Annotated in this window: 23 protein-coding genes; 13 read left to right on the top strand and 10 right to left on the bottom strand. The window is 74.0% G+C overall.

The genetic code is table 11. The annotated features are described in order from the left end of the window. Positions 1-52: 52 nt before the first annotated feature. Positions 53-736, top strand: coding sequence for a membrane protein YczE (gene yczE, locus J3P32_RS02645; RefSeq protein WP_210438308.1), 684 nt, complete (start codon positions 53-55; stop codon positions 734-736). 10 nt (positions 737-746) lie between these two features. On the opposite strand, the gene J3P32_RS02640 is transcribed toward yczE, so the two are convergent. Beyond that, positions 747-1,313: an O-methyltransferase gene (locus J3P32_RS02640; RefSeq protein WP_210438307.1), complete on the bottom strand. Its 567-nt coding sequence runs from the start codon at positions 1,311-1,313 to the stop codon at positions 747-749. A 291-nt stretch (positions 1,314-1,604) separates the two neighbouring features. Between J3P32_RS02640 and J3P32_RS02635 the strand changes: the two genes are divergently transcribed. The 4 genes from J3P32_RS02635 to nhaA are packed head-to-tail and all read left to right on the top strand — an operon-like array spanning position 1,605 to position 5,843. Continuing rightward, positions 1,605-1,745 carry a hypothetical protein gene (locus tag J3P32_RS02635; protein ID WP_210438306.1) on the top strand — a complete coding sequence of 47 codons (141 nt, stop codon included), beginning with the start codon at positions 1,605-1,607 and terminating at the stop codon, positions 1,743-1,745. Between the two features lie 10 nt (positions 1,746-1,755). Continuing rightward, on the top strand, positions 1,756-2,844 hold the full coding sequence (locus tag J3P32_RS02630) for a 3-isopropylmalate dehydrogenase (protein WP_210438305.1): 1,089 nt from the start codon (positions 1,756-1,758) through the stop codon (positions 2,842-2,844). Between the two features lie 13 nt (positions 2,845-2,857). Continuing rightward, positions 2,858-3,931: a branched-chain amino acid aminotransferase gene (locus J3P32_RS02625; protein ID WP_210438304.1), complete on the top strand. Its 1,074-nt coding sequence runs from the start codon at positions 2,858-2,860 to the stop codon at positions 3,929-3,931. A gap of 37 nt (positions 3,932-3,968) precedes the next feature. Continuing rightward, on the top strand, positions 3,969-5,843 hold the full coding sequence (nhaA, locus tag J3P32_RS02620; protein ID WP_307861566.1) for a Na+/H+ antiporter NhaA: 1,875 nt from the start codon (positions 3,969-3,971) through the stop codon (positions 5,841-5,843). 117 nt (positions 5,844-5,960) lie between these two features. On the opposite strand, the gene J3P32_RS02615 is transcribed toward nhaA, so the two are convergent. Then, positions 5,961-6,305: a TraR/DksA family transcriptional regulator gene (locus J3P32_RS02615; RefSeq protein WP_210438303.1), complete on the bottom strand. Its 345-nt coding sequence runs from the start codon at positions 6,303-6,305 to the stop codon at positions 5,961-5,963. A gap of 187 nt (positions 6,306-6,492) precedes the next feature. Here J3P32_RS02615 and J3P32_RS02610 point away from each other — a divergent pair, with 187 nt between their 5' ends. From J3P32_RS02610 to J3P32_RS02600, 3 genes are all read left to right on the top strand, one after another. After that, a complete protein-coding gene (locus J3P32_RS02610) occupies positions 6,493-8,217 on the top strand; it encodes a serine/threonine protein kinase (RefSeq protein ID WP_210438302.1) in 1,725 nt (574 codons plus the stop codon). A 93-nt stretch (positions 8,218-8,310) separates the two neighbouring features. Then, positions 8,311-9,333, top strand: coding sequence for a zinc metalloprotease (locus tag J3P32_RS02605; protein ID WP_210438301.1), 1,023 nt, complete (start codon positions 8,311-8,313; stop codon positions 9,331-9,333). Between the two features lie 88 nt (positions 9,334-9,421). Next, on the top strand, positions 9,422-10,018 hold the full coding sequence (locus J3P32_RS02600; RefSeq protein ID WP_246849858.1) for a DUF5709 domain-containing protein: 597 nt from the start codon (positions 9,422-9,424) through the stop codon (positions 10,016-10,018). A gap of 73 nt (positions 10,019-10,091) precedes the next feature. Here the strand turns inward: J3P32_RS02600 and J3P32_RS02595 are convergent, their stop codons facing one another. After that, positions 10,092-11,042 (bottom strand): alpha-ketoglutarate-dependent dioxygenase AlkB, encoded by a 951-nt coding sequence (locus J3P32_RS02595; RefSeq protein ID WP_210438300.1) that lies wholly within the window; start codon positions 11,040-11,042, stop codon positions 10,092-10,094. A 32-nt stretch (positions 11,043-11,074) separates the two neighbouring features. Further along, on the bottom strand, positions 11,075-11,233 hold the full coding sequence (locus J3P32_RS02590; protein ID WP_210438299.1) for a hypothetical protein: 159 nt from the start codon (positions 11,231-11,233) through the stop codon (positions 11,075-11,077). 240 nt (positions 11,234-11,473) lie between these two features. Here J3P32_RS02590 and cimA point away from each other — a divergent pair, with 240 nt between their 5' ends. Next, a complete protein-coding gene (cimA, locus tag J3P32_RS02585) occupies positions 11,474-13,066 on the top strand; it encodes a citramalate synthase (RefSeq protein ID WP_210438298.1) in 1,593 nt (530 codons plus the stop codon). Here cimA and J3P32_RS02580 read toward each other — a convergent pair. After that, a complete protein-coding gene (locus J3P32_RS02580; protein ID WP_307861565.1) occupies positions 13,035-13,658 on the bottom strand; it encodes a TetR/AcrR family transcriptional regulator in 624 nt (207 codons plus the stop codon). The two genes, cimA and J3P32_RS02580, sit on opposite strands and share 32 nt — an antisense overlap. Before the next feature lie 72 nt (positions 13,659-13,730). Here J3P32_RS02580 and J3P32_RS02575 point away from each other — a divergent pair, with 72 nt between their 5' ends. Further along, positions 13,731-14,285, top strand: a complete 555-nt coding sequence (locus J3P32_RS02575) for an NAD(P)H-dependent oxidoreductase (RefSeq protein WP_210438297.1) — start codon at positions 13,731-13,733, stop codon at positions 14,283-14,285. Positions 14,286-14,304: 19 nt separating this feature from the next. Continuing rightward, positions 14,305-15,708 (top strand): amidase, encoded by a 1,404-nt coding sequence (locus J3P32_RS02570; RefSeq protein ID WP_210438296.1) that lies wholly within the window; start codon positions 14,305-14,307, stop codon positions 15,706-15,708. A gap of 4 nt (positions 15,709-15,712) precedes the next feature. On the opposite strand, the gene J3P32_RS02565 is transcribed toward J3P32_RS02570, so the two are convergent. From J3P32_RS02565 to J3P32_RS02555, 3 genes are read right to left on the bottom strand one after another with little or no spacing between them, the layout of a single operon-like run. Next, complete coding sequence (locus tag J3P32_RS02565; protein ID WP_210438295.1) at positions 15,713-16,324, bottom strand: energy-coupling factor transporter transmembrane component T; 612 nt, start codon at positions 16,322-16,324, stop codon at positions 15,713-15,715. Then, positions 16,321-17,010: an energy-coupling factor ABC transporter ATP-binding protein gene (locus tag J3P32_RS02560; RefSeq protein ID WP_307861564.1), complete on the bottom strand. Its 690-nt coding sequence runs from the start codon at positions 17,008-17,010 to the stop codon at positions 16,321-16,323. The genes J3P32_RS02565 and J3P32_RS02560 overlap by 4 nt, the downstream gene beginning before the upstream one ends. Then, positions 17,007-17,618 carry a biotin transporter BioY gene (locus tag J3P32_RS02555; RefSeq protein WP_210438294.1) on the bottom strand — a complete coding sequence of 204 codons (612 nt, stop codon included), beginning with the start codon at positions 17,616-17,618 and terminating at the stop codon, positions 17,007-17,009. The genes J3P32_RS02560 and J3P32_RS02555 overlap by 4 nt, the downstream gene beginning before the upstream one ends. Before the next feature lie 111 nt (positions 17,619-17,729). Here J3P32_RS02555 and J3P32_RS02550 point away from each other — a divergent pair, with 111 nt between their 5' ends. Beyond that, complete coding sequence (locus J3P32_RS02550; protein ID WP_210438293.1) at positions 17,730-18,281, top strand: TetR family transcriptional regulator; 552 nt, start codon at positions 17,730-17,732, stop codon at positions 18,279-18,281. 2 nt (positions 18,282-18,283) lie between these two features. Here the strand turns inward: J3P32_RS02550 and J3P32_RS02545 are convergent, their stop codons facing one another. Further along, a complete protein-coding gene (locus J3P32_RS02545) occupies positions 18,284-18,892 on the bottom strand; it encodes a pentapeptide repeat-containing protein (RefSeq protein ID WP_210438292.1) in 609 nt (202 codons plus the stop codon). A gap of 42 nt (positions 18,893-18,934) precedes the next feature. Here J3P32_RS02545 and J3P32_RS02540 point away from each other — a divergent pair, with 42 nt between their 5' ends. Then, complete coding sequence (locus J3P32_RS02540) at positions 18,935-19,576, top strand: sulfotransferase family protein (protein WP_210438291.1); 642 nt, start codon at positions 18,935-18,937, stop codon at positions 19,574-19,576. Here J3P32_RS02540 and J3P32_RS02535 read toward each other — a convergent pair. Next, positions 19,573-20,484 (bottom strand): 3-methyladenine DNA glycosylase, encoded by a 912-nt coding sequence (locus J3P32_RS02535; RefSeq protein WP_210438290.1) that lies wholly within the window; start codon positions 20,482-20,484, stop codon positions 19,573-19,575. The two genes, J3P32_RS02540 and J3P32_RS02535, sit on opposite strands and share 4 nt — an antisense overlap. Positions 20,485-20,536: the final 52 nt, after the last annotated feature.

Here is a 20,536-nt window from a genome sequence, read left to right as displayed (position 1 = left end):
TGTTCCACGATTGGCTATTTCGGACAAGGCCAATCCGCGGGATGCTCGGGGCATGAGCAGCACCACCACGTCTTCCGTCCCCGCCGCCTCCGGGCGCGTCCTCGTCGACCTCGGCCCGCTCGCGCAGCTGCGCGCCGGCCGGCTCGGCCGCCGCCTGCCCCAGCTCTACGTGGGGCTCTTCCTCTACGGCGTCTCGCTCGCTCTCATGGTCCGCGGGGCGCTCGGCCTCGCGCCGTGGGACGTGCTGCACTCCGGCTTCATCCGCCACGTGCCGATGACGCTCGGCCAGGCCGTCGTGCTCTTCAGCTTCGTCGTGCTGCTCCTGTGGATCCCGCTGCGGGAGATGCCCGGCCTCGGCACCATCAGCAACGCGGTCGTGGTGGGACTCTCCGCCGACGCCACCCTCGCCGTGCTCGACCGGCCCGACGCCCTGGCGGCCCGCCTCGGGCTGATGGTCGGCGGAGTGGTGCTGTGCGGCGCGGCCGGCGCGCTCTACATCGGCGCCCAGCTCGGCCGCGGCCCGCGCGACGGGCTGATGACCGGCCTCTCGCGGCGCACGGGGCTGTCCCTGCGGCTCGTGCGCACCGGAATCGAGGTGAGCGTCGTGGCGATCGGCCTGCTGCTCGGGGGCGTGCTCGGCGTCGGCACCGTCGCGTACGCGCTGGCGATCGGGCCGCTCACCCAGCTGATGCTGCCGTGGTTCACCGTCGACGTGACGGCGCCGGGCCCGCGCTGACGCCGCGCCGTCAGCGACGGGTGGCGATGATCGCGGACGCGTCGGCCGCCACCATCACCTCGACCGCGGTGAAGCGCTCGTCGGTGAGCCACTGCTCGCGCAGCGTGTCGACGCGGCCGTAGGCGATCGGCGGCCACGACTCGCACGGCGCGAAGTCGTCGAGCACCACGATCCCGCCCGGCTCCACCAGGTCGATCGTCGACTCGACGCCGACCTCGGAGGGGCTCCCGGAGTCCAGGAACAGCAGCGAGAACGGACCCTGCTCGCGCAGCACGCTCCAGTCCGCGGCCAGCACCTCGACCCGGTCGTCGTCGGTGAAGATCGTCTGCGCGGCCCCGGCGAGCGACTCGTCGAGCTCCGCGGTGAGGATGCGCGCGCCGTTGCGCACGCCGCTGCGCAGCCACGCGGTCCCCACGCCGCAGCCGGTGCCGAACTCCGCCATCGTGCCGCCGCGCGTCGCCGCCAGCGTCGCCAGCAGCCGACCGGTCTCGTTGCGGCAGAACGCGACGTAGCCGGCCTGGCGGCACACGTCGAAGGCGCGCTGGACGATGTCGGGGAGTTCCGGAGGAGCAGACATGAGGCCGCCGAGTCTGTCACTCCTCGCGGCGGATCCCACGTGGCGATCCGAGATCTCACGATCTGACACGTTCCCCGAAGTCGCGTGCGCCGACCGCAGCCACGGTCGTACAGTCACGGCACCATGCGGAGCGTGCTCGTACTCATCGACCGCCGCGGCGAGGCCTGACAGAGAGGCCACCTCGTCGCGGTGTTCGGCGTTGACGAGGTTCCGCCACCCGGCTTCTCGATCCAGCCACGACAGCCATCGACGCCCTCGACGCTGTCGCCCTCGAAGCCGCAGGAGTGACCGATGTACCAGATGTACCCCGACGCATGGGGCCCCGCCGCCCACGACCCCGAGAACCCGCGCAGCGCCGAGAACGTCGCGTTCGCCGTGCAGACCGCGCTTGACCTGCGAGACGACGGCGGTCAGTGGCCGGAGGACAACTAGCGTTCCCGGCATGCCTGACAGCCAGCCACCGTCCCCGTCGCGTCCCTCCGGCAGCCAGACCCTCGCCGTCATCCCGGGCGACGGCATCGGCCCGGAGGTGACGGCCGAGGCGCTCAAGGTGCTCGAGGTCGCGTCGCCGGTGTCGTTCGCGACCACGCAGTACGACCTCGGCGCGGAGCGCTACCTCGCGACCGGCGAGGTGCTGCCGGACTCCGTGCTCGCGGAGGTCCGCCAGCACGACGCGATCCTGCTGGGTGCGGTCGGCGGCAGGCCCAACGACCCCGGCCTGCCGCCCGGCCTCCTCGAGCGCGGCCTGCTGCTGCGGCTGCGGTTCGAGCTCGACCACTACGTCAACCTGCGACCGTCGCGGCTCTTCCCCGGCTCGACCTCACCCCTGGCGGACCCGGTTCTCGAGAGGGGCGACATCGACTTCGTCGTGGTCCGTGAGGGCACCGAGGGCCCCTACACGGGCAACGGCGGCGCCCTGCGGGTCGGCACTCCCGCGGAGGTCGCGACCGAGGTCTCGGTCAACACCGCGTACGGCGTCGAGCGCGTGGTCCGCGATGCGTTCGCGCGGGCGCAGAAGCGCCCGCGCAAGAAGCTGACGCTGATCCACAAGACCAACGTGCTGGTCAACGCCGGGTCGCTGTGGTGGCGGCTCTTCGAGACCGTCGGGGCCGAGCACCCCGACGTCACGACCGACTACATGCACATCGACGCGGCGATGATCTTCCTCGCCACCGACCCGGCCCGCTTCGACGTGATCGTCACCGACAACCTGTTCGGCGACATCGTCACCGACCTCGCCGCGGCCATCACCGGCGGCATCGGGCTGGCCGCCTCGGGCAACGTCAACCCCGACCGCACCGCCCCGTCGATGTTCGAGCCCGTGCACGGCTCCGCCCCCGACATCGCCGGCCAGCAGAAGGCCGACCCGACCGCCGCGATCCTCTCGGGTGCCCTCCTCCTCGACCACCTCGGCCACCCCGAGGCGGCCGCCGCCATCGAGGCTGCCGTCCTCGCACACCTCAGCGAGCGCACGCCCGGCACCAGCCGTCGTACGAGCGAGGTCGGGGACGCCATCGCAGCCCGCCTCTGAGTAGGTTGACCCCATGCAGATCAGCACCACCGCCAACCCCACGCCCGTCGACGACGCCAGGCTCGTCGAGATCCTCGCCAACCCGGGCTTCGGGGTGCACTTCACCGACCACATGCTCACGGTCGAGTGGACACCGGACGCCGGCTGGCACGACGCGCGGATCACGCCGTACGGCCCGCTGACGCTCGACCCGGCGACCGCGGTCCTGCACTACGCGCAGGAGACCTTCGAGGGCATGAAGGCCTACCGCCACGACGACGGCTCGATCTGGACCTTCCGTCCCGAGCAGAACGCCGCCCGGATGGTGCGCTCGAGCGCGCGACTGGCCTTCCCGGAGCTGCCCGTCGAGGACTTCGTCGCGTGCGTCGACGCGCTCGTCGAGGTCGACCAGCGGTGGGTGCCCGACAGCGCGGGGGAGAAGTCGCTCTACCTGCGGCCGTTCATGTTCGCCTCGGAGAAGTTCCTGGGGGTCCGCCCGGCGCAGCACGTGACGTTCATGGTCATCGCCTCGCCGGCCGGGGCGTACTTCAAGGGCGGCGTCAAGCCGGTCAACCTGTGGCTCTCCGAGACGTTCACCCGGGCCGGTCGCGGTGGCATGGGCGCGGCGAAGACCGGTGGCAACTACGCGGCGTCGCTGGCGGCGCAGCGCGAGGCCATCGAGCAGGGCTGCGACCAGGTCGTGTTCCTCGACGACCAGGAGTTCCGCTACATCGAGGAGCTCGGCGGGATGAACCTGTTCTTCGTCCACGCCGACGGCCGCGTCGTCACGCCCGAGACCGGCACGATCCTCGAGGGCATCACCCGCGCCTCGATCATCGAGCTCGCCGGCAAGCTGGGCCACGCCGTCGAGGAGCGGAAGTTCTCGATCGACGAGTGGCGCGACGGCGTCGCGTCGGGCGAGATCACCGAGGTCTTCGCCTGCGGCACCGCCGCCGTCGTCACCCCGGTCGGCGAGCTGCGCTCGCCCCACGGCGTGACCCCGGCGCCCGCCAGCACCGAGCTGACCATGCGGATCCGCGACGCGCTCGTGGGCATGCAGTTCGGCCGCGCCGAGGACACCTTCGGATGGATGCACCGGGTCTGCTGACCGCCCGCGCGTTGCCCGGCGCCGATAGCCTGCCCTGGTGACCGCGGCCGAGGCGAGGACCGCCGACCAGTCGGCCTGCAAGGGCGCCCACGCCTTCGAGGCCCAGACCTCGAGGTCGCTGCGCGACTACATGCGCACCGAGTCCGGCTCGGCCGGGCTGCTCGTGGTGGCCGCGCTGGTCGCCCTGGTCTGGGCGAACTCGCCGTGGTCGCAGGCCTACGTCGACCTCTGGCACACCGAGCTGTCGATCCGCTTCGGCGACGGCGGCCTCACGATGGACCTGCACCACTGGATCAACGACGGCCTGATGGTGGTGTTCTTCTTCGTCATCGGCCTCGAGGTCCGCAAGGAGTTCGCGATCGGCGAGCTCACCGACCGCCGCCGGGTCGTCGTGCCGCTGGTCGCCGGCGTCACCGGCATGCTGGTGCCCGCCGCGGTTTTCCTCGCGTTGAACCCCACCGGCGAGCAGGCCGCCGGCTGGGGCGCTGTCATCGGCACCGACACGGCGTTCCTGCTGGGCGTGATGGCGCTCGTCGGGCCGGCCGTCTCCACGCAGCTGCGGATCTTCCTGCTGACCCTGACCGTCATCGACGACATCGTCGCCGTCAGTGTCATCGGCATCGTGTACTCCGACGACCTGTCCCTGGGGGCGCTGGCCGTGGCCGGCGCGTGCCTGGTGGTGCTGGTCGTGCTCGACAGGTACGCCGTGTGGCAGGCGGCGCCGTACGTGCTCGTCGTGCTGGTGCTGTGGATCGCGACCCTCGAGTCGGGCGTCCACGCCTCGATCGCGGGGATGGTCAGCGGGCTGCTCGTGCCGGCGCTCGATCCGCGCCGCTCCGACGTGGAGGACGCGGCGCGGTCGTTCCGCGCGTTCCGGCAGTCGCCGATGCCGGGCGTGCAACGGGTCGCGCGCCGCTCGCTGACCCGGGCGATCTCGGTCAACGAGCGCCTGCAGGAGGCGCTGCACACGCCGACGAGCCACGTGGTGGTGCCCGTCTTCGCGCTGGCCAACGCCGGCGTCGACCTGCGCGACGGGGTGCTGGGCGACGCCCTCACCTCGACGCTGATGTGGGGCGTCGTGCTCGGCCTCGTCCTCGGCAAGGCGGTGGGCATCTTCGGCGGCGCCTTCGCCAGCGTCCGGCTCGGCTGGGGCCGGCTGCCCCAGGGTGTCGGGCTCGGGCACACGCTCGCCGGCGGTGCGCTGTCGGGGATCGGCTTCACCGTCTCGCTGCTCATCATCAGCCTGGCCTTCGAGTCCTCGCGGCTGCAGGACCAGGCCCGCGTGGGCGTGCTGCTCGCCGCCGTCCTGGCCAGCCTCGCCGGGTGGGCGGCGTTCCGCTTCTCCGCGCGCGTGCTCGGCCAGACCGACGCCGCGCTGCCCACCACCCTCAGCCAGCCGGTCGACCCGGACCGGGACCACGTCCTCGGTCCTGCCGACGCCGAGCTGACCCTGGTGGAGTACCTCGACTACGAGTGCCCGTTCTGCGCCCGCGTCAGCGGCGTCGGCGCGGAGCTCCGGGCGCACTTCGGCGACCGGTTGCGCTACGTCACCCGGCACCTGCCCCTCCCGGTCCACCCGCACGCCGAGCTCGCCGCCCTCGCCGCGGAGGCGGCGGCCCGCCAGGACCGGTTCTGGGAGATGCACGCCGTCCTCTTCGCCCACCAGGACGAGCTCGAGCTCGAGGACCTCGTCGGGTACGCCGCCGAGGTCGGCCTCGACGTGGAGCAGTTCATGCGCGACCTCGACGACGACGCGGTGGTCCGGCACGTCGAGCACGACGTCGCCTCGGCGGAGGCGAGCGGCGTGCGTGGCACGCCGACGTTCTTCGTCGGCGAGACCCGCCACGTCGGTCCCTACGACGCCCGCAGCCTGATCGCCGCGCTCGAGTCGGCACGCCGGCCGACCGGCTGAGGGCCGCCGGCAGCTGGGCCGGCCGGGTGGGGCCCGGTCCGAGGTCCCGCGCCGGGTGTGCGCGCCGGGTGTGTCCGTGCCGGGCGTCTCCGTGCCGGGCGTCTCCGTGCCGGTTGGTCAGCCGGGGGCGGAGGCGCACCCGATGCACCGCCGGGCGGCCGGCAGCGCGTCGAGGCGCGCCGCCCCGATTGGCGACCCGCACCGCTCGCAGACGCCGTACGTGCCGGCCTCGACGCGCGCCGAGGCGGCGTCCAGCTCGGCGAGGTGGCGGCGTACCTGCCGCACGAGCGCCCCGATCTGCGAGCGCTCGAACGCGATGGTCGATCCCTCGGGGTCGTGCTCGTCGTCGGCGTTGGTGTCGCGCGAGGCGGCGACCACCGCGTCGTAGTCGCCGGTGAGGCCCGCCAGCCGCGCGAGCGCCTGCTCGCGCTCCTCCGCGAGGCGCCTCCTGGTCCCGTCCACCGTCCCATCGTCGCCGACCCGTCCGACACCGGCCGTCGCAATCCCCCGGTTGAGCGGGGGATTGCGAACTTAAGGGGGCCTGCACACCCCTGTAAGTTCGTGATCCCCCGCCTGAGCGGGGGAACCAGGGGCGGATGGGGCGCGCGGGATGAGGGGCGGGGGCGCCGGCCGCCCGTATCCTCGAGGCGTGACGACGTCCCCGAAGGCGCCGCCACCCGGCCTGACCGTGGGTGGCTACGCGCTGCGCGCCCGCCTCGGCGAGGGCGGCATGGGCGTCGTGCACCTCGGCCAGAGGCCGGGGGAGCGCCCGGTGGCCATCAAGGTGCTGCGCCCGCACGTGGTGGGCGACGACGAGGCGCGCCGCCGCCTCGCCCGCGAGGTCAGCTCGCTGAGCCGGATCCGCAGCCGCCGCGTCGCCGAGATCGTCGACGCCGACCCCTGGGGCGAGATCCCGTTCGTGGCCACCCGCTACGTCCCCGGGCTCTCGCTGCACGACCACGTGCAGGAGGAGGGCCCGCTCGACGGCGACGACCTCCTGTGGTTCGCCGACTGCCTCGCCGAGGCGCTCGAGGCCGTGCACTCGGTGGGGGTGCTGCACCGCGACGTCAAGCCGTCCAACGTCATCATGGAGGGGCGTACGCCGATCCTGATCGACTTCGGGCTGGCCCGGGTGGCCGAGGACTCCCGCATCACGATGAACGGCTGGCTGCTCGGCACGCCCGGCTACCTGGCACCCGAGATCCTGCACGGCGACGACGCCACCGCCGCCTCCGACGTGCACGCCTGGGCAGCGACGGTGGCGTACGCCGGGACGGGCCGCGCCCCCTTCGGCCGCGGACCGTCGGTGGCGATCATGGACCGCGTCCGCCGCGGCGAGCACGACCTCACCGGCCTCGACCCGCTCCTGCTCGACCTCGTGGAGGAGGCGCTGGCCCCGCAGGCCGCGGACCGCCCCTCCCTCGACGAGGTCCGCGACTGGCTGGAGGACCTGTCGGCGGGCGGCGCCCCCGTGCGGGACCGCGCCGAGGGCACACGTGCGGCGCCCGTGACGCTGCCCTACGTCGCCGCCACCCACCTGGACGCCGCCGCGCCGACGCGCCTCGGCACCGGAGCGGTCGGCCCGGCCTCGCCGGCGGGTCGCGCGCAACCGGCCGACGAGCCCGTCCACTGGTCGTCGGCCTGGAGCCCCCAGGTGGACCACCAGCACGACGCCGGGCCCGTCCCGGGGTGGGACGACGCCACCACCGTCCCGAGCCGCCAGACGCGCGTCCTGCCGGACGGCACGACCGAGTGGGTCTCGGCGGAGTACGGCGCCCCCGCCCGCCCGCATGCACCCGCGGGGGAGCGCCTGCGCCGCGCCCTCACCATCCTCGCCGCCGGCGGTGTCGTCGCCGGCGGCGTCGTCCTCGCGCCCTACGTCACCCTCGCCCTGGTCCTGGTCACCGTCTGGCTGCTGCGCAGCGGCTCGATGGCCGCGGCCGCAGCAGGCAGCAGGCGCGAGCGGCGCGGGGCCAGGTGGTACGACGGCGTCCAGCTGCTGCTGGCCGCGCCGTGGCACGCGATCGCCGGGCTGGGCGGCACCGTGGTGCTCCTCCTCTGGAGCCTGGGCATCGCTGCGGCGATCGCGCTGCTCTGCTTCGCCGCGTCCGTCCCGCTGACCACCACCCTGGGCCCGGTGGGCGTCTCGTTCGCCCTCGGGCTGTGGTGGGGACCCGGCTCGGAGCGGCTCCGCTCACCCGTGCACCGCGCCGTCGACCCGCTGTCCCGGCGCGTCGTGCCGTGGCTGCTCACCACGCTGCTGGTGGCGGCGCTGGGCTCGGGGCTGGCCGCCGCCGCGTCGGCGCAGGGCACGTCCTGGACGCCGGACGACTCCGCGCCGTTCGCCGACGTACGCCTGCCCGGGTGGCTGTGAACAGACCGGGGCCGCTCCACCCGTAGGTGGTCTTCCCCGGCCGCGCGTCGCCGGGCTACCGTCGCTGCACCACCGTCGTAAGGGGATCTCCACATGCACTCGACCAGCACCCTCGTCGCCCGCCGGCTCGGCGTCGCGCTCACGGCTCTCGCACTCGGGATCGGCATGTCGACCCCTGTCCACGCCGCACCGGCGAAGGACAGGGCGGCTGACTGCATCGACTACGGCGACCTCGCCGACGCGCCCGCGGGCACCATCCCGCGCGACGACCTGCACCACGTCCACAAGGACCCGCTCGCCAAGGTCGCACGGGCCACCGCGTCGACGACGAGCAGGTCGGGCGCCGGTGCCGCGGCGGACGCGTTCGAGCCCGTGACGGTCCCGGTCCGCTTCCACGTGATCGCCAAGGACCGCGGGCAGGAGGGCGGCAACCTCTCCCGCGCCCGCATCGAGGCGCAGGTCGCTGTCCTCAACGCCGCCTACGAGGGCACGGGGTTCACCTTCGAGCTCGAGCGCGTCACCCGGACCTTCGAGCCCCAGTGGTTCAACCTCATCTCCTCCAACGGCGCCGAGCCCCGTTTCTACCGCGGCGGCGGCAAGGAGGTCGCGATGAAGAAGGCGCTCTACGGCGACAGCACGTCCGAGACGCTCAACATCTACTCCGCCTCGCTCGGCCAGTCCCTGCTCGGGTGGGCCTACTTCCCGTCGGACTTCGACGCCGACGCCACGGCGGGCAACCCGCTGCCCCAGTACCGCGACGGGGTGGTCATCGACTACCGCAGCCTGCCGTCCGTCGCCGGCGACACGGGTGACAGCGCCGTGTTCAGCGTCTACGGCGAGGGCGACACCGCCACCCACGAGGTGGGCCACTGGCTCGAGCTGTACCACACGTTCCAGGGCGGGTGCTCCGAGCCGGGCGACCACGTCGCCGACACGGCGCCCGAGGCGTCGCCGGCCTTCCAGTGCCCGGTGGGTCGCGACACCTGCGCCGGCGGGGGAGCGGACCCGATCACCAACTTCATGGACTACACCTACGACTCCTGCATGACGGAGTTCACGCCGGGGCAGACCGCGCGGATGCAGCTGGCCTGGACGGCCTACCGCGCCGGCGCGTAGGGCGGGGCACAGCCGGCTGTGAGGTTCCTCGCGGTTCCACGGGGGTGAACGGGGTACCTAGGCTGTTCACGACCAGACAGGAGGGCTCATGACTGAGCAACCGGACATCGGCACCGAGATCGGGACCGATCCCGCCGTGGACGTCACCGGGGACAGCACGGACAACGAGAGCTACCACGGCTACAGCGTCGACGACGAGACGCAGCCGCAGAGCACGGGCGACAGCCTGGTCGACGACCGCGGACTGCCCGAGCCGCTCGACGAGGGCTACTCGCCCCCGGAGAAGTGGTCGGCCGGCCAGGGCTACGGCAACACCCCGCTCGAGGAGATCCAGGGCGAGACGCTGGACCAGCGCGTCGACCAGGAGGTCGCCGAGCCCGACCCGTACGAGGTCGCGGACCAGGAGGCCGAGCGCGGTGACCTGGCCGCCCTCGTCGCGGAGGGCAGCGGGTCGGACGAGGCGCTCGAGGCCGACGTCGACGGCGAGCGCGCCGGCCGGCTGGTCGCCGAGGACGAGGGCGTCCGCACGGACGCCGAGAAGGACCTCGTCGCCACCGACGTGGGCATCGACGGCGCGGCGGCCGGTGCCGAGGAGGCAGCGATGCACGTGGTCGACGACCCGGAGGTCGAGGACCCGCTGCTGCTGGACGGAGAGGTCGTCGACTCCGAGCCCGACGCGCGCTGACCGCTCGACCCACGCCGACACACGCCGAGAGCCCCGACCGCGACCGCGGGTCGGGGCTCTCGCCTGTCGGGGGTCAGCCGCGCGGCTGGGCGGGGTTGGTCGGGTCGCCCTGCGACGGCGGGTTGACCGGCGGCCCCTCGGTGACCGCACTGCCCGCGGGCGCTCCCGGCGCGGCCTCGGGCGCGGGTGCCGTGGGGTCGCCGCCGGACGGCGTGGCGTCGCCGCTCTCGAGGGAGGCCAAGCGGTGCTCCAGCATCAGCACGATCTGCGGCCGGTCGGCGTGGCTGCGCTCGTACTCCAGCAGCTGGCGCACCCCGTCGGGGTCGAGGGCGTGCGCCCGCGACTCGATCGAGCCGGTGGCGAGGTTGTCGTAGTCGGGCAGGGGCGGCTCGTGGTGGTTCATGCCGCTCGGTACCCCACCGCCCGTGACCTCACGCGTACCGGGTGCGCGCTGCCCGTCGGGTCGCCGACGGAGCTGGCGGAACGTCATCGACCAGCGTTCCTCGCTGACGGCCGGCACGCTGTGCTGCCACGCGCTGCGCGCGGCGCCGGACAGGACGTAGGCCGAACGGCGGGCGAGCGGCTGCTCGAAGACCCGCCGCTCCCCGCCGGCGGCGCGGCGCTGGAAGCGCATCACCGAGTCGGAGCCCAGCGAGACGCCCACCACCACGGGCCCGAACGCCGTCGCGTCGCGGTGCCAGCCGATGCCGGCCCCGGGCGGGTAGCGGGTCACGAGCGCCTCGACCAGGCTGCTCTCCTCGACACCGGCGACCTCGGCCGCCCGCGCGCGCAGCGGGAGCAGCTCGCGGGGGACCGGCTCGGCCTGCGTGGGCGCCCACGACTCGTAGTCGTACCCGACACCGAAGTGCCGCACCTGGCGTCGGGAGGCGACGCCGCGCATGACGACCGGCTCCACCGACAGGCCGCCGCACCACGCGAGGAGCGCGCGCTCCTCGGTCACCGAGACGACGTCGAGGGCGAGGAGCAGCCCGGACGGCTGCTCCTGCACCCCGCGCATCGCCATGCGTGCCGGACTCGTGTGTCAGGTGGCGGTCGTCACTCCTCGACGCCGGCGCCCTCCTCGGCGGCGCCGTCGACGCGCGACGGCTCGCCGCCGGGCGTGGAGGAGGGCGATGCCGGTCCGGCGTGCTCCTCCTCGGTCTCGGGGACGCCGGTGTTCTCCTCGGCCGCGCCGCGGCCGTCCTGCTCGCTCATGGCTACCTCGATTCAGTGGGACGGGGACAGCCCCGTACCCCGCACGGCGACGAGCACGCGCCCCACGAGCGCCGACCGGATCGCGAGACGCCCGTCTCACGCCGCGCGCCGGAGTGGCACGATCGTCCCGTGAGCACCCGCACCATCATCATCGCCTAGCGCGTCGGGAACCCCCGCCGCGCCGACCTCCTGCACCCCAGGAGGTTTTTTCATGTCCCACCCCGAACCCGAGAGACTCCGATGGACTTGCACGGCTCGTTCCACGTCTACGACACCACCCTGCGCGACGGCGCCCAGCAGGAGGGCCTCAACCTCTCCGTCGCCGACAAGCTGGCCATCGCGCGCCAGCTCGACGGGCTCGGGGTGGGCTACATCGAGGGCGGCTGGCCGGGGTCCAACCCGAAGGACACCGAGTTCTTCCGCCGCGCCCGCGAGGAGCTGCACCTCGAGCACGCGCGGCTCGCTGCCTTCGGAGCCACCCGCCGCGCCGGCGTACCGGCCGCGGACGACCCGCTGGTGGCCGCCCTGCGCGACTCCGGGGCGGGCGTCGTGACGCTGGTGGCGAAGTCGCACGACCGGCACGTCGAGCTGGCGCTGCGCACGACGCTGGAGGAGAACCTCGCGATGGTCCGCGACACCGTGACGCACCTGCGCGAGGAGGGGCAGACGGTCTTCGTCGACGCGGAGCACTTCTTCGACGGCTACCGCGCCAATCGCGCCTACGCGCTGGAGGTGCTGCGCACCGCGGCCGAGGCCGGGGCCGAGGTCGTCGCCCTCTGCGACACCAACGGGGGCATGCTGCCCGACTGGGTCTCCGACGTGGTGCTCGACGTGATCGCCTCGACCGGCGCCCGCGTCGGCATCCACGCGCACAACGACAGCGGCTGCGCGGTCGCCAACTCGCTGGCGGCGGTCGCCGCCGGCGCGAGCCACGTGCAGGGGTGCATCAACGGCTACGGCGAGCGCACCGGCAACGCCGACCTCGTCACCGTCGTCGCCAACCTCGAGCTCAAGCTGGACCGCACCGTGCTGCCCCCCGGCCTGCTGCGCGAGGCCACCCGGATCGCCCACGCCGTCGCCGAGGTCACCAACGTGCCGCCGGCGTCGCGCCAGCCCTATGTCGGCACGTCCGCCTTCGCGCACAAGGCCGGGCTGCACGCCAGCGCCATCAAGGTCGACCCCGACCTCTACCAGCACATGGACCCGCTGGGCGTCGGCAACGACATGCGGCTGCTCGTCTCCGACATGGCCGGTCGCGCCTCGATCGAGCTCAAGGGCAAGGAGCTCGGCTACGACCTCTCCGACGGCTCCCGCGAGATGAAGGAGCTGGTCACGCGGGTCACCGACCGGGTCAAGGCGATGGAGCAGCAGGGCCACACCTTCGAGGCCGCCGACGCGTCCTTCGAGCTGCTGCTGGCCGAGGAGGTCGAGGGCGTGCGGCCGTCGTACTTCGACGTGGAGTCCTGGCGCGTCATCACCGAGACCCGACCCGACGGCGAGGCGGTCTCGGAGGCGACGGTCAAGCTGCGCTCCGCCGGCGTGCGCTACGTCGTGACCGGTGAGGGCAACGGCCCCGTCAACGCCCTCGACGCCGCGCTGCGCGAGGCGATCGGGCAGGCCTTCCCGGAGGTCGCGAGGTTCGAGCTGATCGACTACAAGGTCCGCATCCTCGACCAGGGCCACGGCACCGACGCCACCACCCGGGTGCTGATCGAGACCAGCGACGGCGAGTCCTCGTGGGTCACCGTCGGTGTCGGCGCCAACGTCATCGAGGCGTCGTGGGGCGCCCTCGTCGACGGGCTCACCTTCGGGCTGCGCCGCCACCACCGGTAGGGGAGCCGCCGACGACCCGCCGCACCAGGTCGTCCCAGCCGGCCTCGATCCGCTCGATCGAGATGTGCTCGCGGTTGACCTGCTGCTCGAGCACGACCATCTCCAGCGGCGCGAGGAGCGCGGTCGCGAGCATCAGCAGGTCGCCGGTGACCCCGAGCTCGCCGAGCAGGTAGCGCACGTGCATGTTCGCGAACGACACGGCCGCCGCGGAGCGGGCGCCGGGCCGGCCGGCGGCGGCGATCAGGTCGGCGTGGGTCAGGTTGGTCCGCAGCCGCGAGTGCCCGAAGGCCAGCAGCCGCTCAAGGGGCGGCGCGCCCGGACCGAGCGGCGGGGGACCGGAGATCACGCTCGCCTGCCAGGCCGTCTCCGACTCGTTGAGGACCGCCGCCATGAGGCCCTCGCGGCTCTCGAACCGACGGAAGAGCGTGCCCTTGCCCACCCCCGCCTCCGACGCGACGGTGTCCATCGTCACGCAGGCGACCCCCCGGGTCTCCACGAGGCGCAACGCCGCTGCGAGGATCGCCTGCCGGTTGCGCGCGGCGTCGGCCCGCTCGGGCGTCGGCTCGTCGGCGAGCGGCAGCAGCGTGGTCACGCCACCAGAGTAGGGCGGCAGAAAGTTCGGCTGCACCGGAATAGAACCGGACTGCGGTCCGTTTGGACCGTCATGACCACTGACAAGCAGATCCGTGTCGCCGTCCTCCTCGGCTCCTCCCGCACCGGCTCCCTCAACCGCCGCATCGCCGAGCACCTGCGCGACCACGCGCCGGCAGGCGTCACCGTCGACGTCGTCGAGGGCATCGACCGCGTCCCGTTCTACAACGAGGAGCTCGACGGGGACCACGCCCCGGCCAGCGCGACCGCGCTGCGCGAGGCCGTCGCCTCCGCTGACCGCGTCCTCGCCGTGACGCCGGAGTACAACGGCACCATGCCGGCCGTGCTCAACAACGCCATCGACTGGCTCTCCCGGCCCTACGGCCAGGGCGCCATCGTCGGCAAGCCCTTCGCGGCCATCGGCGCCACGCCCACGCCGTACGGCGGCAAGTGGTCGCACGAGCACGCCCGCCACTCCGCGCGCATCGCCGGCGCCCTGGTCGTCGACACCATCGTGGTGGACGAGCCCGCCGTCGCGGGCGACCCGCTGCAGGACGAGGCGGCCGTGCGGCGCTTCCTCACCGCCCTCGACGACCTGGTGGCGCACGAGGCCGAGGTCGCTGCCTGATCCCGGTACGGTCGGCGGCGTGCTCCACGACCTGACCGCGCTCGAGCAGGGCGACGCCGTGCGCCGCGGCGAGGTGTCGCCGCTCGAGCTGGTGGAGCACTACGCCGGCCGCCTCGACCGCGTCGGGGCCTTCGTGACCACCACGCACGACCTGGCGCGCGAGCACGCGCGCCGGCTGACCACCCGCCTCACCGCCGAGGGACGCCCCACCGACGCGGGTCCGCTCTGGGGCGTCCCGACCGGCATCAAGGACCTGCACCCGACGGCCGGCGTGCGCACCACCTTCGGCTCGGCGGCGTACGACGACTTCATCCCGGACGTCTCCGACGACCTCGTCCTCACGGTCGAGGCCGCCGGCATGCCCAGCCTGGGCAAGACAAGCACGCCGGAGTTCGGGTCGCCCTGCTACACCGAGCCCGACGTCGCGCCGCCCGCGGTCACGCCGTGGGACACCGGGCGGACGGCCGGCGGCTCCTCCGGCGGGGCCGCCGCCGCCGTCGCGGCGGGACTGCTGCCGCTCGCGCCCGGCTCCGACGGCGGCGGCTCGATCCGGATCCCCGCGTCCTGCTGCGGGCTCGTCGGGCTCAAGCCGTCCCGCGGCCGGATCAGCGGCGCCCCGCGCTACGGCGACCCCGTGGGCCTCGCCACCGCCGGCACCCTGGCGCGCACCGTGCGCGACGCGGCGGCCCTGCTCGACGTGCTCGCGGGTCGGCGGGTGGGCGACCCGTTCTGGGCACCTGCGCCGTCCGGGCCGTTCCTCGACGCCTGCGACCGCCTGCCCGGTCGGCTCCGGGTCGCGAGGTTCATCGCGCCCGTCATCGCCGACGTGGAGGTGCACGGCTCCAGCGTGACGGCCTGGCAGCGTGCCTCCCGGCTGCTGGAGTCGCTGGGCCACGACGTCGAGGACGTGCCCGTGCCGATCCCGCCCGAGGCAGTCGCGGACTTCGAGACGTGCTGGGCGGTGCTCACCGCGCTGTCGGCCGCCCCGCCGGGTCGCGAGGACCGGCTCCGGCCGCTCACCCGCTGGCTCGGCGAGCGGGGTCACGCGGTCAGCGGGCCCGAGTTCGGCCTGGCCATCGGGCGGCTGCGGCAGCACGCGGCGGCGGCGCTCGCCGCGCTGGCGCCGTACGACGTCGTGCTGACGCCGACCCTCGCCATGCCCCCGGTGGCGGTGGGCGCCCTCCGCGACGACGCGGACCCCGCGCGGGACTTCGACCGCCAGAAGGCCTTCACGCCGTGGACGAGTGCGTGGAACGTCACCGGCATGCCCGCGGTGTCGCTGCCGCTGCACTGGACCGACGACGGACTGCCGGTCGGCGTCATGCTGGCCGCGCGGCCCGCGGAGGAGGAGCTGCTGCTCTCCGTGGCCGCACAGGTCGAGACCGCCGCGCCGTGGGCGCACCGGCGCCCGGCCGGCTGGTGAGGCGCTAGTCCTCGCCGATCCCGCGGGCGTGCAGGGCGTCCCCGGTGTCGCGGGCGCGGGCCACGACGCGCACCACGAACGGGATCAGCCGCGCGCGCGGCGAGCGCTCCAGCCCGCGGGCGAGCGCTGCGTCGCGGGCCTCCTCGGCCAGCACGATCGTCGACGGGATGGCACGGAGCATGAGCGAGAAGGCGAGCGCCACGACCTCCGGGTCGACACCGAGACGCCGCAGCGGCCGCAGGCCGCGGGCGACGGCGTCCATCACCTCGTCGACCGGTGTGGTCACGGTCAGGGTGGTCGCGAGCAGGATCAGCGCGACGAGGTCGCCGACGACCTCGACCGCGCGCGGCCAGCCGTGCTGCCAGACCGTCCAGCCGCCGAGGAGGGCCGCCGTGAGCAGCAGCCAGCGCATCGCCGCCAGCGTGCGACCGACCCGGGCGCCGGACCACCCGAGCAGCGCCGCGGCGAGGGTCACGGCGACGAGCGCCGAGGCCGGACCGCGGACGACGACCACGGCGAGGCCGGCGGCCATCAGGGCGAGCAGCTTGGCGCCGGCTCCGAGGCGGTGCAACAACGTCGTACCGGGCCGGTGCAGGCCCAGGAGCTGAGCGCTCACGCGGTCGCCCGGTAGTGCTCGACGACCTCCGCGGGGTCCCCGTCGCGCTCGACGCGCCCGGCGCGCACGAGCAGCACGCGGTCGCAGCGCGCGGCCAGCTCGAGGTCGTGCGTCACCACCACGAGCTGCTGCGGCAGGCGGAGGAGCAGCTCGCCGATGCGGCGGCTGTTGCCCAGGTCGAGCAGCGTCGTCGGCTCGTCGGCGACGAGGAGCGACGGCCCGGTGGCGAGCACGCCGGCCAGGGCGAGCAGCTGGCCCTCGCCCCCGGACAGCCCGTGCACGCTGCGGTCGCCGAAGCCCGCCAGCCCGACGTCGGCCAGCACCCGGTCCGCGGCGACGAGGCGCTCGGAGCGGTCCCGGTGCGTGCGCCGCAGGGAGAGGGCGACGTCCTCGCGGGCCGTCGGCATCACGAGCTGCGCGGCCGGGTCGGTGAAGACGAAGCCCACCCGCCGGCGCACCTCCCGGCCCTCGCGTGCCACGTCGAGGCCGTCGACGAGCACGCGCCCGGTCGTCGCGGCGACCAGGCCGTTGAGGAGGCGGGCGAGCGTCGACTTGCCCGACCCGTTGGGCCCCACCAGCGCGATGCGGCGCTCGGTCAGGTGCAGCGACGTCTCCTGGAGCACCTGCCGGTGGCCGTTGTGGGTGGGGAACGACACGGTCACCTGCTCGAGGCGGACCTCGCTCACGCGGCGGGCGTTCCCTGGGGCTGCTCGGTGCCGGCAGGGGCGTCCGGTCGGGCGAGCATGTCGGGGAAGGCCCGGTGCACGGCGGTCGCCACGAGCGACATGGCGACGTTCTTCAGGACGTCGCCGAGCCAGAAGACCTTGTCGACGTCCCACGCCTGGGACCACGTCAGGTCGGCGCGCACGACGAGGCCCGCCATGCCGCAGGTGTGGATGAAGACCGCCGAGCTCACCAGGCTCGCGCAGAAGATCGCCACCGCGCTGCCGAGCGAGCGCCGGGGGAGGCGCTCCACGATGGCGCCGCACAGGGCTGCGGCGAGCGGGAAGCCGAGCAGGTAGCCGGCGGTCGGACCGGCCAGCACGGCGAGGCCGGCGGCGCCGCCGGAGAAGATCGGCAGGCCCGCGGCGCCGGCGGCGACGTACAGCGAGACGGCGAGGAAGCCGCGTCGCATGCCCAGCACCGCGCCCGAGAGCAGCACCGCGAAGGTCTGCAGCGTGACCGGGACCGGACCGGCGACCTTGATGGCGGGCAGCAGGGCGCAGACCGCGACGAGGGCGGCGAAGGCGGCGACCAGGGCGACGTCGGTGCCGGGGTTGCGACGGGTGCTCATCGGGTGTTTCCTCTACCTGAACGGTGATCAGTTGAACGGTGTTCAGGTTAGGGTCGCGGAGCCGGCGCGTCAACGCCGGGGTCGCGACGTCGCGAGCGAGAGGGGTACGTCGTGCCGCACCGCCGAGCCGACGTGCTCGCGCGGGCCGTCGCCCTGCTCGACGCGCACGGCCTCGCCGCGCTCACGATGCGCCGGCTCGGCGCGGAGCTCGAGGTGCAGCCGAGCGCGATCTACCACCACTTCGCGAGCAAGCAGGCGCTGCTCGCCGCGGTCGCCGACGAGATCCTCGCCCGTGGTGCGCGACCCCGGACCGCCGTGGAGTGGCCCGACCGGCTGCGCGAGGTGTGCACCGAGCTCCGGCACGCGATGCTCGCGTGCACCGACGGCGCGGACGTGGTGGCGACCGTGTGGGCCTTCGGTCTCGGGGCGGCCGCCCCGGTCGCCGAGCTCGAGAAGGTCCTGGCCGACGCCGGCGCGCCCGCCGAGCTGGTCGCGGTCGCCTCCCGGACCCTGCTCCACTACGTCTTCGGGCACGCCTTCGAGGAGCAGACCGCCCGGCAGGCCGTCAGCCTCGGCGCGGTCGACCGGTCCCTGGAGTCGCTGCCCGACTTCGAGCTCGGCCTCGACCTCGTGATCGACGGCCTGCGCGCCCGGCTGGCCTGAGCTCAGGCCGTGGTGTCGACCTCGGCGCCGTGGAGCTGGGCGAGCAGGACGGCCCCGGCGAGGTCCAGCCGGGTCCGGGTGAGCACGGCGGCCGTGAGGTCGACGCCGCCGAGGCTCGCACCGCGCAGGTCGGTGCGGTCGAGCGTGGTCCCACGGAGCACCGCCCGGTCGAGGCGGGCACGGGCCAGCGTGGCGAGGGTGAGGTCGGACAGTGACAGGTCGGCCTCGCGGAGGTCGACGCCGCTGAGGTCGACCCGGGCGAGGCTGGTGCCGCGGATCGTCACGCCGAGCCACGAGCCGCCGGTGACCGTCAGCGGGCGCAGCACGCACTCGGAGAACGTGCTGCCGACGAGCTTGCAGCCGTCGAGGCTCGCGCCGAAGAACGACGTGCGCCGGAAGTCGCAGCCCACGAACGCCGTCGCGGTGTGGGTGGAGGCGTTGAACCGGCCGCCGTGGAAGATGCACCGCTCGAACGTCGCCCCCGTCGTGGTCGCCTCGGACAGGTCCACGTCGGTGAACGTGCACTCCACGAAGCGGGCCGCGCCCAGGTCGTCGCCGTACCAGTCGTCGCCGCGGAAGTGCTGTCCGGCGGCGTGCTGGGGCTCGGTCACGGCAGCCACCGTATCCGTCACGCGGCCGATAGGGTCGTGCCCGTGATCGCGTCCCACCAGCACCGCTTCATCTTCCTCAAGACCCGCAAGACCGCGGGCACGAGCGTGGAGATCGCGTTGTCCAAGGTGTGCGGTCCCGACGACATCATCACCGAGATCAGCCCCGAGGACGAGGAGCTCCGCCGGGCCGCCGGCGGCCGTCCGCCGCAGAACTTCACGTCGCCGCCGCTGCCGCGCAAGGCGTACAACCACATGGGCGCGAAGGCCACGCGCGACCTCGTGGGCGCCGACGTCTTCGCCGACTACTTCACCTTCGCGATCGAGCGGAACCCGTGGGACGCGGTCGTCTCGCTCTACTTCTGGAAGTACAAGGACCGCGCCGAGCTCCCGGACTTCGAGTCCTACGTCCGCGAGATCTGGATCGAGCAGCTGGCCAACAACCGCCGGCTCTACCGGATCCGCGGGAAGATGGCGCTCGACCGGGTGCTGCGCTACGAGAACCTCGACGCCGAGCTCGAGGAGGTCTGGGACCACCTCGGCCTGCCCGGCCGCCCCGACCTGCCGCGCGCCAAGGGCAACGCGCGTCCGGCCGGGCACTACCGCGAGCTCTACACCCCGGCGTCGCGCGAGCGGGTCGCCACCGTCTTCGCCGACACCATCGAGGCCTTCGGCTACGAGTTCTAGCTCCCGGCGGCCACCGGCACGACGGCGAGCAGCCGCTCGCACTGCTCGACCAGCCGTCGCCGCAGCGGCGCGCCGCGCGCGGCGAAGCCTCGTTGGGCCTCGACGTACTCGGCCTTGCCCTCGGCCGTCTCGATCGGGACCGGCTCGAAGCCCAGGTCGGTGAGGTCGTACGGCGCCGCGCGCATGTCGAGGACGCGGATGTCGCGGGCCAGCTCGAAGCAGTCGGCGACGAGGTCGCTGCTGATCATCGGCGTGAGCCGGAAGGCGTGCTTGTAGAGGTCCATCCCGGCGTGGAGGCACCCGGGCTGCTCGAAGTCCGGCCGGTCGTCGCGCCCCGGCTGCAGGACGTTGAGCCGGCGCGCGCTCGGGGTGAAGAACCGGTAGGCGTCGAAGTGCGAGCAGGCGATGCGGTGCGACTCCACGACCGCGTCGGTGCCCGCCTGCCCCAGCCGCAGCGGCCAGTCGTGGCGGGTGCCGCCGTCCACCTCGTGGGCGCGGTGCACCATCGCCCACTCGTGCAGGCCGAAGCAGCCGAAATGGGGCGCGCGGCCGGCCGTCGCGCTCAGCAGGGCGTGCAGCCGGTCCAGCAGCGGCCGCTGCGAGGCGACGTACGCCGTCGACACCCGCGTCGCGGGCGCCGCGCCGCCGCCGCTGCCGGTCGCGCACGCGACCTGCTCGTAGCCCTTGAGGCCGGCGTAGGCCTCGGCGCCCGCCAGCGCGACGCCGTGACCGGGGTGCCAGCGACGCAGCTGCGCAGGCCGCTGGGAGTAGTAGGTGAAGAGGAAGTCGTGCACCGGGTGGGCGACCTTGTCGGCGCGCCGGGCCAGGTGGGGCGCGACGAACGCGTCGACGCGGGCGGCGTGCGCCTCGGCGAGCGGGCGCCACTCGGACTCGGACAGCACGCGCACCGCTCCAACGTAGTTCAACCCAGCCGCGGGGCCCGGTGGGGGTTGCAGCACG

This window comes from Nocardioides xinjiangensis (genome assembly GCF_017916385.1).
Taxonomy (GTDB): domain Bacteria; phylum Actinomycetota; class Actinomycetes; order Propionibacteriales; family Nocardioidaceae; genus Nocardioides; species Nocardioides xinjiangensis.
This window is presented reverse-complemented; position numbering and strand designations above follow the sequence as displayed.